The sequence below is a fragment of the Streptomyces melanogenes genome, from assembly GCF_014649795.1.
Lineage (GTDB): Bacteria > Actinomycetota > Actinomycetes > Streptomycetales > Streptomycetaceae > Streptomyces > Streptomyces noboritoensis.
The window spans coordinates 58783-71493 of record NZ_BMTS01000006.1; the positions used below are offsets into that span (position 1 = coordinate 58783).

The window sequence follows — 12711 nt, forward strand, 5'->3', positions numbered from 1 at the left end:
CCATGCTCGGCACCACCTCGGCCCGGCGCCTGATCGGTACGGCCACCGCCGTCGCCGCCTCGCTGGCCACCCTGCTCACCGCGGCCCCGCAGGCGGCCGCCGCGGAGAACTACGACCGCTGCCCGGCGGGCAAGCTCTGCGTGTTCCAGTACGGGGACTTCAAGGGCAAGATGGAGATCGTCTCCTCCAGCCGCCCCACCCTGGGCATCTGGAACAACTCGATCTCGTCCTTCGTCAACAACAGCGACCTCTACGTCGCGATGGCCCAGGACGCCGACTACGGCGGCGAGCACTACTACATCAGTCCGCACAGCGGCCCCAACGACCTCTCCGGCGGCACCATCGGCCGGCAGTGGGACAACAGGATCAGCTCCATCCGGGTGGCGACCACCGACTACGAGGTCACCCAGGGCGTGCCGTGGATGGAGTGGTTCGTCCAGGACCACGAGAAGCGGCCCGCCGGGCTGCCCGCGGTGGCGCAGTTCGGCGACCTGAACAACGACGGCCGCCCCGACCTCCTGGAGCGCGCGGACGACGGGCGGCTGTGGTTCCTGTCGGGCATCGGCGACGCCGACTGGGTCACCAAGGGCAAGCTCGTGGGCGGCGGCTGGAACGCGATGACCCAGCTGACCCGGCACGGCGACTACAACGGGGACGGCAGGGAGGACATCTACGCCCGCGACCGCTCCGGCGTCCTCTGGTTCTACCCGGGCCGGGGCGACGGCGCCTTCGGCGACCGCGTCAAGGTCGGCGGCGGCTGGAACTCCATGCGCGAGATCAGCGCGGCCGGTGACCTCAACGGCGACGGCCGCCGCGATCTGCTGGCCCGCGACACCTCCGGGGTGCTGTGGTCCTACCCGGGCAACGGCCGGGGCATCTTCGGCGACCGCGTGAAGGTCGGCGGCGGCTGGAACGTCATGAACCAGCTCGCCTCGCCCGGCGACCTCAACGGCGACGGCAAGGCGGACCTGGTGGCCCGCGACGGTTCCCGGAACCTGTGGCTGTACCCGGGCAACGGCCGCAGCAACTTCGCCGGCCGCACCAAGCTGCCGTACGCCTGGCCCGCGGACGCCCCGGTGCTGGCCACCGGTGACGTCAACGGGGACGGGATCTCCGACCTGATGCGGCCCATCGACTCCCAGCTGTTCGCGTACTTCGGTGACGGACGCGGCGGGCTCGGCTCCCCGTACGCGGACATGCTCTGGGACACGGCCCGTAACGTGCGGGTCTTCTGACGACTTGTCAGGTGTTTTACGGGGTGGGCGTTCTGCGGACCGCCCGCCCCGCCAGCACGTCCGTGCGCCGGCCGTCCTCGATGACGAACCTGCCGTCGATCAGGACGTACGGGATGCCGGTGGGCAGGGTGCGGGGGTGCTCGAAGGTCGAGCCCGCCGCGACCGCCTCCGGGTCGAAGAGCACGAGGTCCGCGCGGTAGCCCTCCTTGATCAGGCCCCGGTCCGGGAGGCGCAGCCGGGCCGCCGGGCGCGAGGTCAGATGGGCGACCATCTCCTCCAGGGGGAGAACGCCTAGGTCACGGGCGTAGTGGCCCAGGTAGTGGGGGAACGTGCCGTAGGCGCGGGGGTGGGGCTTGTCGCCCTGGAGGATGCCGTCGCTGCCGCCGGTGTGGACGCGGTGGCGCATGATCGCCCGGACGTTCTCCTCGTGGCCCACGTGCTGGAGGATCGTCGAGCCGAGGCCGTCGTCGATCAGGAGGCGGCGGGCGGTGGTCCAGGGCGCCTCGCCGCGCGCCCGGGCCGACTCGGCGACCGTGCGGCCCACGAACGACGCGAGCCCTGGCTCGCCCACCCCCGAGATCTCGATCGTCTCCCAGTCGATCGGCACCCCGTGGCAGCCGTCCGACCCCACCACCTCCAGGGCGTGCCGGATCCGCTCGGCCGCCGCGTCGTCCCGCAGCCGCGCGAGGACCGTCTCAGGCCCGCCCTCGCCCGCCCAGCTCGGCAGCATCGCGGCGAGCGTCGTACAGCCCGGGGTGTACGGATAGGTGTCGAGCGTGATGTCCGAACCGGTGGCGAGCGCTTGGTCGAGGAGGGTGAGGAGCTCGGGCGCCTTTCCTTCGTTGACGCCGAAGTTCATGGTGGCGTGGGCCAGGTGGAGCGCGCAGCCGGCCGCGCGGGTGAGCTCGACCATCTCCTCGTAGGCGCGGAGGGCGCCCGCGCCGTACGAGCGGTGGTGGGGGCAGTAGTAGCCGCCGTACCGGGCGACGACCTTGCAGAGTTCGGTGAGCTCGGCGTCGGGGGCGTACATGCCGGGGGTGTACGTGAGCCCGGACGACATGCCGACCGCGCCCTGTTCGAGGCCCTCGGCCACCAACTGTCGCATGCGGTCCAGCTCTTGGGGGGTGGCCTCGCGGTCCTCCCAGCCCATCGCGTACATCCGGACCGTGCCCTGCGGGATCAGGTAGGCGGCGTTGACCGCGATGCCGTTGCCGTCGAAGCCGTGGTCGAGGCGGTCGAGGTAGCCGCCGACGTCGCGCCAGTCGAAGTCGATGTCCGAGCCGTCGCCGTTCCAGCCGGTGATCGCCTTGCGGACCTCGGTGAGGGTGCGGTCGTCCGTGGGCGCGTACGAGAGGCCGTCCTGGCCCAGGACTTCCAGGGTGACGCCCTGGGCGGCCTTGGCGCGGTGGTCCGGGTCGCGGAGGAGGGCTAGGTCGGAGTGGGCGTGCATGTCGATGAAGCCGGGGGATAGGGCCAGGCCTTGGGCTTCGATGGTGCGGGTGCCGGTGAGGCGGGGTGCGCCCTCTTTGTGCAGTGCGGCGATTCGGCCGTCTTTGATGCCGACGTCTGCGCGGTGGCGGGGGGTGCCGGTGCCGTCTATGACTAGGGCGTCGCGGATGACTAGGTCCATGGTCCGGTTTCCGTTTGCGGTGGCTGATGTCGCGGGCGGATTCCCCACCCCGCCCCTTCCCGAAAGCCCTCTGGCGGGCGGCCGGGTGTGGGTCGGGGTGGGCTGCCGGGGGCTTTGCCCCCGGACCCCCTTGCTTTGTCTGCGGGCCGTGGTGGGTTGCTCGCGCAGTTCCCCCGCGCCCCTTAATGGGCCCGGAGGGCCCTCCTAGGGGCGCGGGGAACTGCGCGGCCAGCCAGCCACGGTCCGCAGTCGAAAACGCTTAGAAGTACGTGCGTACGTAGTCCGTCACCGTTCCGTCCGCCTCCACCAAGGGGATCAGGGGCCACTTGTCGAAGCTGGTGCAGGGGTGGGAGAGGCCCAGGCCTACCCAGTCGCCTACCTCCAGGTGTACGTCGGGGGACGTGCGCAGCCAGGCGTGCTGGTCGGAGAGGGCGGTGACCTCGATGCCGGTCGCGGGTCGCTCGACGCCGTCGCGGGCGCCGCGCACCACCTGCGCCTCGGGCAGGTCGAGGTCGTACGCCGCGTCCCGCTTGCCCGCGTTCACGAACGCCTGGTCGGGGCTGGGGCGGGAGACGACCTGCGCCCACAGGCGGAAGGCGGGGTGGAGGGCGCCCTCTTCCGGGATGCGGTTGAAGGGTGTGACCCGGCGGTACTGGCCGTCGTCGTGCGAGACGTACGCCCCCGAGCGCAGCAGCTTCAGTACGGGAAGGGAGAGTTCGGGGATCTCCGCGAAGGTGTCGGCCACCGCGTCGAACCACGCGCTGCCGCCCGCGCTGACCACGATCTCGTCGAGTCCCGTCCCCGAGAAGCGGCCCGCCTTGTCGAACTCCGAGGCCAGCGCGGTCAGTCGGCGCAGCCAGGCCGCGACCCGCTCCGGGGTGGCCCCGGGGACCTCGGCCTCGTAGCCCGCCACGCCCACCAGGCGCAGGGTGCGGGTGGCGGCCACGGCGTCGGCGACCGCCGTGCACTCGGCCTCGGTGCGCGCGCCGGTGCGGGCGCCCTCGCCCGCGCCCAGCTCGACGACGACGTCCACCGGGCGGGCCGCGCCGGCCAGCGCCGCGTCCATCAGCTCGACTCCGCGCACCGAGTCCACGTAGCAGATGAGCTGGAACTCGGCGTCCCGCGCCAGCTCGGCGGCGATCCACTTCAGGGCCGCCGCGTCGACCAGCTCGTTGGCGAGGAAGATCCGCCGGATGCCGAACGCGCGGGCCACGCGCACCTGGTGGGGCACGGCGAGCGTGATGCCCCAGGCGCCGTGGTCGAGCTGGCGGGCGAACAGCTCGGGGGCCATCGTGGTCTTGCCGTGCGGGGCGAAGGCGAGGCCGTGCCGGGTCGCGTACGTCTCCATCAGCGCGAGGTTGTGCTCCAGGCGCTCGGCGGAGAGGGCGAGCACGGGGGTGGTGAAGCCGTCCGTGAACAGGTTCCGGCGCTGGGCCGCCAGCTCGCCGACGGTCAGGCCGTCGGCATCCGGGGGAAGCCCCTTGAAGCGGTGGTCGACGCGCTCTTCGGCCAGTCCTGCCAGGAACCCCATGGAAGCCCTCCGGTGCCGCGTTGCACTATGTGCAACGCCCGTTGCGTGTATCGCTTACTGCTGTCTAACATCCGGGCCAACGCCGGGTCAATGGTGCGCCGGGTCGAGGTGCGGGGAGTGTGGGCGCTGGTGGATGCGGACGTGGATGTGGATGTCGTCTGTCTCGGGGAGTCCATGGTCACCTTTCTGCCGTCCCGGCCCGGGCGCCTCGCCGACGTGCCGTCCTTCGCCCGGGGGATCGGCGGCGCCGAGTCCAACGTGGCGTGCGCGCTGGCGGCCGCCGGGCACGCGGTGAAGTGGGTCAGCCGGGTGGGGGCGGACGGCTTCGGGGACCATCTGGTCGAGGCGGTGGGCGCGTACGGGGTGGACACGTCCGGGGTGCGGCGCGACCCCGGTCGCCCCACCGGCGTGTACTTCCGCACCGCCGACGACCGGGCCGCCGGGACGCACGAGGTCGCGTACTACCGGGCCGGGTCGGCCGCCTCCGCCATGTCGGTGGCGAACGTGCCGGTGGGTGAGGTGTGGGCGGGGCGGGTGCTGCATCTGTCCGGGATCACTGCGGCGTTGTCCGCGGACTGCCTCGCCCTGACCCGCGAGCTGACCGCCCGCCGGCCCGGCCGTCCGCTGGTTTCCTTCGACGTCAACCATCGGAGCGGGTTGTGGCGTGACTCGGCTGGGCCGGGGGTGCTGCTCGAACTTGCTCGGGGGGCGGATGTGGTGTTTGTGGGGGAGGACGAGGCGGAGGAGGCGTGGGGGTTGCGGGGGGCGCTGGCGATCCGGGACGCGTTGCCGGAGGTGGGGGTGTTGGTGGTGAAGCGGGGTGCGGTGGGGGTGACCGTGTTTGAAGCCCCCACCCCGCCCCTTCCCGAAACTCTCCGAGGGAGCTCTTTGTCTGGGGGCCGTGGTGGGCTGGTCGCGCAGTTCCCCGCGCCCCTAGGAGGGCCCTCCGGGCCCATCGAGGGGCGCGGGGAACTGCGCGACCAGCCCCCACCGGCGGACGGCCGGACGACAAGCGTGATCACCGTTCCCGCGCCCCGCGTCGACGTCGTCGCCACCGTCGGGGCCGGGGACGCCTTCGCCGCAGGGTTCCTGCACGGCACCCTGCGCGGGCTCCCCGTACAGGCGCGGGCACGCATCGGGCACCTCTTCGCCGCCGCCGCCCTCACCGTCCCCGGCGACCACGCGGCTCCGCCGCCCCGCGCGCACGCCGACCGGCTTGCCGCTCTGGACGACGACGCCTGGGGGAGACTTCGTCTCGGCCCCGGGTGGACGGGGGAGGAGCAGGAGGTACGTACGTCATGAGCCAGACCGTCGACCGGGCGCTGAGCATCCTGCCGTTGCTGGCGCAGGGCCCCGCCGACCTCGGGCAGGTCGCCGAGCGGCTCGGGGTGCACAAGTCGACCGCACTACGGCTGCTGCGCACCCTGCACGAGCACGGGCTGGTCTACCGCCAGGAGGACCAGCGCTACCGCCTCGGCGCCCGCCTCTTCGCGCTCGCCCAGGAGGCCGTCGAGAACCTCGACGTACGGGAGATCGCGCACCCCCACCTCGTCGCGCTCAACGAGCGGATCGGACACACCGTCCACCTCGCCGTGTACGAGGACGGCGAGGTGCTGTACATCGACAAGGTCGAGAGCCGCTACCCGGTGCGGATGTACTCCCGCGTCGGCAAGCCCGTCGCCATCACCGTCGCCGCCGTCGCCAAGCTGCTCCTCGCCGACCTGCCCGACGCCGAGCGCCGCGCGGTCGCCGACAAGCTCGACTACCCCATGTACACGTCCCGTTCGACGCCGAACGCCGCCGCGTTCCTGAAGGAGCTCGCGGCCGTACGCGAACAGGGCTGGGCCACCGACCTCGGCGGCCACGAGGAGTCCATCAACTGCGTGGGCGCGCCGGTGCGCGGCACCGACGGCCGCGTCGTCGCGGCGATGTCCGTCTCCGCCCCCAACGTCGTCGTCACCGCCGAGGAACTCCTCGGCCTCCTCCCGCTGGTGCGCCGCACCGCGGACGCCATCAGCCGGGAGTACTCCGGCAACATCCCAGAACAGGAAGGCAGTTCATGACCGAGAAGGTCGCCATCACGCCCCCCACCCACACCACCCCTCCCGCCAAGTTCTCGCACGGCGTGCGCAAGGGGAACATCCTCCAGGTCGCCGGGCAGGTCGGCTTCCTGCCCGCCGAGGAGGGCAAGCCGCCCACGACCGCCGGGCCGACCCTGCGCGCGCAGACCCTCCAGACCTTCGCCAACGTCAAGGCGATCCTGGAGGAGGGCGGCGCCACCTGGGACGACGTGATGATGATGCGCGTCTACCTCACCGACGTCGACCACTTCGCCGAGATGAACGAGATCTACAACGCGTACTTCGAGGAGCAGGGCCTGAAGGCGCCCGCCTCGGCGCGTACGACGGTGTACGTGGGCCTGCCGAAGGGCCTGCTCATCGAGATCGACGCGCTGGCCGTGCTGGACGCCTGACCTTGCCCTTAGTACGACCACTCCACAGGCCGCACGGAGCGGCGCCCCGGACCGCCGGGGCGCCGCCCCGCGGTCCCCCACGCCCTGGAACAGCCCTGCCAGCCCTGGGAGTCCCCGTATGTCGTACCCGCTCGCCGCCACCGCGCCCCCGCCGCCCCCGCCGCACACCGGCGGGATCCTCCCCCTCGTCGGCGGTACGACCGGTCTGCTGACCGTCGCCGCCGTGGGCATCGCCCTCCTCCTCTACCTGATCATCAAGGTCAGGCTCCAGCCGTTCGTGGCGCTGCTCGCCGTCTCCATAGCCGTCGGCCTCGGGGCCGGCCTCTCCGTGACCGAGCTCTTCGGTACGGTCCAGAAGTCCGCCGCCGTCTCGACCGTCGAGTCCGGCATGGGCGGCATCCTCGGGCACGTGGCGATCATCATCGGGCTCGGTACGATGCTGGGCGCGATCCTCGAAGTCAGCGGCGGCGCGGAGGTGTTGAGCGCGCGGCTGCTGGCGTTGTTCGGGGAACGGCGGGCCCCGCTCGCCATGGGTCTGACCGGTCTAGTCTTCGGCATCCCGGTCTTCTTCGACGTCGGCATCTTCGTCCTGGCGCCGATCGTGTACGCGGTCGCCAAGCGGTCCGGCAAGTCGATCCTGCTCTACGCCATGCCGCTGCTCGCGGGCCTGTCCATGACCCACGCCTTCCTGCCGCCGCACCCCGGCCCGGTGGCGGCCGCCGGGCTGTTCCACGTCTCGCTCGGCTGGGTGATCCTGATGGGCGCGGTGGTCGGCCTGCCGTCGGTGGCGGCGGCGTGGGCGTACGCCGCGTGGATCGGCAAGCGGATCTTCGTGGCGGTGCCGCAGGACATGGTGGAGGCGGCGGAGGAGGCGCGGGCGGGGGTGGCGGCGGAGCAGCGGGAGCGGCCGGTCGCGCTGGCGACGGTGCTGGTGATCATCGGCACGCCGCTGCTCCTGATCCTGTCGGCAACGTTCTCGTCGATAGCGCTGGACGCTTCCCGTGGCCGCTCAGTGATCGAGTTCTTCGGCAACCCGTTCGTGGCGCTGACGATCGCGCTGGTGCTGGCCTACTACCTGCTCGGCATCCGGCGCGGGTGGTCCCGCGCGTCCCTGGAGACGGTGTCGACGGCGTCACTCAAGCCGGTCGGGAACATCCTGCTGGTGGTGGGTGCGGGTGGGGTCTTCGGCGCGGTCCTGAAGGCGTCCGGGATCGCGGACGCGCTGGCCAAGACCTTCCACGACGTGGGCCTGCCCGTCATCGTGCTGGCCTGGCTGATCTCCGTTGCCCTGCGGGTGGCCCAGGGCTCGGCGACGGTCGCGATCGTCACGACGGCGGGCATCGTGGTCCCGCTGGTCGAGGGCGCGGACTACTCCCAGGGGCACCTGGCCCTGATCATCATGGCCATCTCGGCGGGCTCGATCTTCGCGTCGCACGTCAACGACGGCGGTTTCTGGATGGTGTCGAAGTACTTCGGAATCTCGGAGCGGGACACGCTGAGGTCGTGGACGGTACTGGAGACGGTGCTGGCGGTTACGGGAGGCGGAGTGGCAGCACTCCTGAGCCTCCTGATCTAGCCCCACCCCGCCCCTTCCCTAAACCCTCCGGGGGAGCTCTTCGTCTGCGGGGTGCAGGGGCCGCAGGCCCCGCCCGGGGTCCGGGGGCGCAGCCCCCGGGAAACCACCTTCACCCCTTCCCCACCCCCGGAGGGTTTAGGGAAGGGGTGGGGTGGGGGCCAAATCTGCCGTCAGCCCGTGCAGTACTGCTGTTCCTTCCCGATCGACCGGTACATGCAGTCCGCGTTCTCCAGCAGCTGCAACACCGCATCCCGGTTCCGAGCCGTCTCCCGCTCGATCACCTCGTCCGGCGGGTAGAAGCCGCCACCCGCGCCCGATTCACCCGGGTACATCTCGAAGGTGTAGTCGAAGATCTTCTGCGTGCCCCACAGGAAGTCGTCGATCGTGCCGTCCGTGATGTACAGGTCACTGGACTGCTCCGGCGTGTACCCGTTGGACGCCGCCATCTTCCCGCCCACCGCGGCGAACGCGTCGTGGTCGTCCTTCGTCAGCCCCGGCGCCGTGTCGTTGTACGTGTAGCCGAACGGCCACAGCACCAGCTCGCTGTAGGTGTGGAAGTCGATCCCCGCCTTGATCTGCTGCTTGCCGCCCACCACCCGGCTGCGGGCGAAGTCGGAGACGACCTTCACCTCGGGCGCGGACTCGGCCGCCGTGCCGCGGTACGTCTCGGAGCCCTTGCTGGACGAGGAGCCGCCGCAGCAGCCCCACTTGTAGTTCCAGTTGCGGTTCAGGTCCGTACCGACGTACGAGGAACCGGAGTTGGGCTGACGGTTCTTGCGCCACGAGCGGTAGGAGCCGGTCGCGATGTCGTACTCGCCGCCGTCCGGGTTGAGGTCCGGCACGATCCAGATCTCGCGGCTGTTCACCATGTTGGTGATGCGGGAGTCCTTGCCGTAGCCCGCCCCGAACTCGCGCAGCAGGTACAGCGCCATCTCCACCGTCAGGTGCTCGCGCGCGTGCTGGTGGAAGGTGAAGAGGACCTCCGGCTCGTTCTCGTCCGTCGCCACGTTGTCGCTCACCTTGATCGCGACGATGTCCCTGCCCTGGTACGACTTGCCGATCACGCGCTTGCTCATGATCGAGGGGTAGGCCGCGAGCCGCTGGTCGATCTCCGTCGTCATCTCGGTGTAGTTGTGGTACCCCGAGTCCGCCGGCGGGAAGTCGAAGGGCTGGGGCGCCGCGCCGTTCGTGCGCGACGGCGGGCCGGGCAGGGCCTTCAGCGCGTAGCCCAGCGTGCGCAGGTTCTTCGCCTGCGCCGCGTCCGCGCTGACCACGACGGTGTGCTCGCGCACCTCGTCGATGGCCACCCCGGTCGCCGCGATGGCGGTGCGCGCGGCGGGCGTGGCCGGGCCGTGGATCTCGTACTGCGTGGTGGCCTCGTCGGCCGCCACGTCCGCGCGTTCGCTGGGCGAGGGCGCGGGGGACGCGGTGGCGTGCGCGGTCAGGGGTGCGGCCAGGGCCATCGCGAGGAGGGCGGCGAGGCCCGCCGAGCGTCTGGCGGCGCGCGGGCGCGTACGGAGTCGCATGAATTCTCCTGGGGATGTGGAGGAGGTGGGGGTGTTCATGTCGACGTTGCTGGGGAGTGCGTTGTTGCTGGGGGAGTGCGTTCTCGGCTCGCCTCCCGAGCATCTGCTCGTGGCATGTCTGCGTCAAGATGGCTTGACCTCTGCCCGGGTGGGTGTAGGTGATATCTCGTCAAGAACCTTTTGCATCCCGTGACTTCGACCTGGAAGCGACCCGCTACCGACCCGAGTCCGACCCGCCCCCGGCGGACAATGGGAACCCGAGGACCGGAGCGGGGTTGTGATGCCTGCGCGTGCGGTGCGATTCTTTGCGCCATGCCGCACACTCAACTGCCCGACCACGGGGCGGTCCTCGCGGAGGTGAGGGAAGTGCGGCGGGCCGGGGTCGTCCGACTGCGGGAGCTGCGGGTACCGGCGCTCGCCGAGATATCGGACGGCCTGGAGGCGGCGGCCCCAGGGGCACCGCACTTCCCCGCCGTCGAGCGGCTGCTGCGGCTCGCGGTCTCCCGCATCGGCGGCGGCACGCTCCAGGAGGCCGCCGAGTACAGCCTCGGGCTCGCCCAGGGCACCCGCGACTGGCCGGCCGCCGACCGGCGCAAGCGCGCCGCGCAGGTCTACGGCATCAGCGTCGAGCGCTTCCGCAAGCATCATGAGCTGATGGTGCTCGGCGAGGTCGCCGAACAGATCGTCCGCATGGCCCCGGTGGGCCGTACGGTCGTACGAGATGCCCCGGTGGTGCTCTTCCCCGGCATCCGCCGCGCCGCGCCCCGCCTCGCCCCCGCGCACCGGCGGCTGCGGGTCCGGTCCGCGCGGCTCACCGTGCACGTCCACCCCGCCGACCTGCTCCGCGACGTCGACGTGGTGGTCTCGCCCTCCAACACGTACTTCGCGCTGCCCGAGGCCTACAAGTCCTCCGTCGCCGCCTCGCTGCGCCGCGCGGGCGCCCTGCGCGACGCGGCGGGCGGGCTCGTCGAGGACCGGATACACGACGAGTTACGGGCCTGGGTCGCCCGGCACGGCAGGCCCGGCGGCCCCGTCGCCCCCGGCACGGTCGCCGTCACCGGCGCCGGGGCCCTGGAGCGGCAGGGCGTGCGGCGGCTCTACCACGCGGCCGTCGCCGTGCCCCGGGCCGGCACCAACGACTACGACGTGCTGCCCGCCGACGTCACCCGCGCCGTGGCCCGCGCGTTCGCGCTGCTCGGCGAGGAGGCCGGGCGCCACCGGCCGCCGCTGACCTCCCTGTGCCTGCCGCTGCTCGGCGCCGGGCGCGGCGGACTCGCCCCGGCCGAGAGCCTCGCCGCCGTGTGGGCCGCCGTCGAGGCGGAGCTGGCCCGGGGCGCCCGCTGGGACCTGCACTTCGTGGTGCGGCGCGCCGAACGCGCCGATCTGATCGAGCAGTTGCTGGGGGCGGAGACCGCGTGAATCCCTATGCCGTGCTGGCGGCGGCCGCCGCCGAGTGGGACACCGTCGGGCCCCGGCTCGACACCGACGTACGGGAGGAGCTGGCCTCGCTGCTCGCGCGCGTACGGGCCGCCGCCCGGCTCGAAGCCGATCCCGCCGGGACCGCCGAACGCGCCGTGGAGCTGCTGCGCACCCGGCTGCCCGACCGGTTCGGACCCGGCCGGTTCGCCCCCACCGCCTTCCTGCCGGACGCCGGTGAACTGGACGCCACCTATCTGGGCTTTCGCGCCGAGGACCTCGCCGTCCTGCTGCTCGACGGCCACCGGATGGTCGGGCCGGTGCTCGGCGCCGTACGGGAGCGGCTGCTCGCGGCCCCGGCCGTGGACGGCGACACCGTGCTGCGCGCGGGCGGCGACCCGTACGCACCGGGGCTCGTGCGGCTGCGCGGCGAGGGCGGGGTGCTGCGGCTGCCCGCCTTCCAGTTCTCCGAGGGCACCCTGCCCTGGCTCACCGTCCTGGAGGTCAACGAGGTGCTGCGGGCCGATACCGACCCGTGGGGAGCCGCCGACTGGTGGCTCTCCGAGAACGCCTGGCTGGGCACCGAGCCCGTACGGCTGCTCGGCACCCCCGACGACCGGCGGCTCGCCGCGACCGCCCGCCACCTCGTCGAGGGGGAGTAGCCCGTGCCGAACTACCAGCCGCCCGCCGCGATGGCCGGGACCCCGGCCAAGGTGACCCTGACGGCCGGGACCGTGCTCTACCGGGTGCACGCCTCGCGCCGGGCCGGGCACTCCTTCAACCCCGTTCCGGCGCACTGTCTCTACGGGGGCGGCCGGTTCGACTCGACGGGCTGCGACGCGTACGGCTATCTGTACGCCGGGCTCAGCCCCGACTCGGCGGTGAGCGAGACGCTGCTGCACTCGCTGTCGTTCGACCCGGCCGGGGGCGCCCGGCTCGTGCCCAAGGTCGCGGTGGAAGGGCGGCGGCTGACCGTGCTGCGGCTGACCGCCGGGCTCGACGTGGTCTCCCTGGTGACCGGGCACGAGCTCGCCGCCGTCCACCAGGACAGCTGGCTGGTCCAGGCCGAGTCGCGGGACTATCCGTACACCCGCGACTGGGCGCACTGGATCCGCCGCCACACCGAACCGTGGGCCCAGGGCTTCCTGTGGGCCTCCAAGCGCGAGCCGGGCGACCGGGCGGTGGTGCTCTTCGGCGACCGCTGCCCGCCGGACGCGCTCGCCGCCACCGCCGACGACCCCGTCGAGTTCGCCACCCCGGCGGGCGAGGAGTGGCTGAACTCCGTCCTGCTGCCGTACCACGCGCGCCTCGCGCCCTGATGAGA

General features: G+C 72.3%; 11 protein-coding genes. 8 read left to right on the forward strand and 3 right to left on the reverse strand.

The window, feature by feature from the left end; all coding sequences use genetic code 11:
- The first annotated feature begins 2 nt into the window (after positions 1-2).
- Entirely contained in the window at positions 3-1235 is a 1233-nt protein-coding gene (locus IE252_RS14905) for an FG-GAP-like repeat-containing protein (RefSeq protein WP_190089883.1), read from the forward strand.
- 16 nt (positions 1236-1251) lie between these two features.
- On the opposite strand, the gene IE252_RS14910 is transcribed toward IE252_RS14905, so the two are convergent.
- Both IE252_RS14910 and IE252_RS14915 read right to left on the reverse strand, forming a co-directional pair.
- Positions 1252-2913, reverse strand: a complete 1662-nt coding sequence (locus tag IE252_RS14910) for an N-acyl-D-amino-acid deacylase family protein (RefSeq protein ID WP_268248405.1) — start codon at positions 2911-2913, stop codon at positions 1252-1254.
- A 211-nt stretch (positions 2914-3124) separates the two neighbouring features.
- The gene (locus IE252_RS14915; protein WP_190089885.1) at positions 3125-4396 is read right to left on the reverse strand and encodes an amino acid deaminase; all 1272 of its coding nucleotides are present in this window, start codon (positions 4394-4396) and stop codon (positions 3125-3127) included.
- Between the two features lie 90 nt (positions 4397-4486).
- Here IE252_RS14915 and IE252_RS14920 point away from each other — a divergent pair, with 90 nt between their 5' ends.
- The 4 genes from IE252_RS14920 to IE252_RS14935 all read left to right on the forward strand — a co-directional run bounded on the left by IE252_RS14920 (position 4487) and on the right by IE252_RS14935 (position 8445).
- Entirely contained in the window at positions 4487-5698 is a 1212-nt protein-coding gene (locus IE252_RS14920) for a sugar kinase (protein WP_190089886.1), read from the forward strand.
- Positions 5695-6459 carry an IclR family transcriptional regulator gene (locus IE252_RS14925; protein ID WP_190089887.1) on the forward strand — a complete coding sequence of 255 codons (765 nt, stop codon included), beginning with the start codon at positions 5695-5697 and terminating at the stop codon, positions 6457-6459. Before IE252_RS14920 ends, IE252_RS14925 begins: the two co-directional genes overlap by 4 nt.
- Positions 6456-6869 carry a RidA family protein gene (locus tag IE252_RS14930; RefSeq protein ID WP_190089888.1) on the forward strand — a complete coding sequence of 138 codons (414 nt, stop codon included), beginning with the start codon at positions 6456-6458 and terminating at the stop codon, positions 6867-6869. Before IE252_RS14925 ends, IE252_RS14930 begins: the two co-directional genes overlap by 4 nt.
- A gap of 118 nt (positions 6870-6987) precedes the next feature.
- Positions 6988-8445, forward strand: coding sequence for a GntP family permease (locus tag IE252_RS14935; protein WP_190089889.1), 1458 nt, complete (start codon positions 6988-6990; stop codon positions 8443-8445).
- Between the two features lie 170 nt (positions 8446-8615).
- Here the strand turns inward: IE252_RS14935 and IE252_RS14940 are convergent, their stop codons facing one another.
- Entirely contained in the window at positions 8616-9971 is a 1356-nt protein-coding gene (locus IE252_RS14940) for a M14 family metallopeptidase (protein ID WP_190089890.1), read from the reverse strand.
- A 312-nt stretch (positions 9972-10283) separates the two neighbouring features.
- Here IE252_RS14940 and IE252_RS14945 point away from each other — a divergent pair, with 312 nt between their 5' ends.
- The 3 genes from IE252_RS14945 to IE252_RS14955 are packed head-to-tail and all read left to right on the forward strand — an operon-like array spanning position 10284 to position 12706.
- A complete protein-coding gene (locus tag IE252_RS14945; RefSeq protein WP_190089891.1) occupies positions 10284-11390 on the forward strand; it encodes a macro domain-containing protein in 1107 nt (368 codons plus the stop codon).
- Positions 11387-12049, forward strand: coding sequence for a hypothetical protein (locus IE252_RS14950; protein ID WP_190089892.1), 663 nt, complete (start codon positions 11387-11389; stop codon positions 12047-12049). The genes IE252_RS14945 and IE252_RS14950 overlap by 4 nt, the downstream gene beginning before the upstream one ends.
- A 3-nt stretch (positions 12050-12052) precedes the next feature.
- Positions 12053-12706, forward strand: coding sequence for an RES family NAD+ phosphorylase (locus IE252_RS14955; RefSeq protein WP_190089893.1), 654 nt, complete (start codon positions 12053-12055; stop codon positions 12704-12706).
- The last annotated feature ends 5 nt before the right edge of the window (positions 12707-12711 follow it).

What these genes read in the sequence shown, in the direction of transcription:
- IE252_RS14935 (WP_190089889.1), top strand. Translation starts at nt 6,988, where the DNA reads ATGTCGTACCCGCTCGCCGCCACCGCGCCCCCGCCGCCCCCGCCGCAC.
- IE252_RS14905 (WP_190089883.1), top strand. Translation starts at nt 3, where the DNA reads ATGCTCGGCACCACCTCGGCCCGGCGCCTGATCGGTACGGCCACCGCC.
- IE252_RS14915 (WP_190089885.1), bottom strand. Translation starts at nt 4,396, where the DNA reads ATGGGGTTCCTGGCAGGACTGGCCGAAGAGCGCGTCGACCACCGCTTC.
- IE252_RS14920 (WP_190089886.1), top strand. Translation starts at nt 4,487, where the DNA reads ATGGTGCGCCGGGTCGAGGTGCGGGGAGTGTGGGCGCTGGTGGATGCG.
- IE252_RS14930 (WP_190089888.1), top strand. Translation starts at nt 6,456, where the DNA reads ATGACCGAGAAGGTCGCCATCACGCCCCCCACCCACACCACCCCTCCC.
- IE252_RS14940 (WP_190089890.1), bottom strand. Translation starts at nt 9,971, where the DNA reads ATGCGACTCCGTACGCGCCCGCGCGCCGCCAGACGCTCGGCGGGCCTC.
- IE252_RS14945 (WP_190089891.1), top strand. Translation starts at nt 10,284, where the DNA reads ATGCCGCACACTCAACTGCCCGACCACGGGGCGGTCCTCGCGGAGGTG.
- IE252_RS14925 (WP_190089887.1), top strand. Translation starts at nt 5,695, where the DNA reads ATGAGCCAGACCGTCGACCGGGCGCTGAGCATCCTGCCGTTGCTGGCG.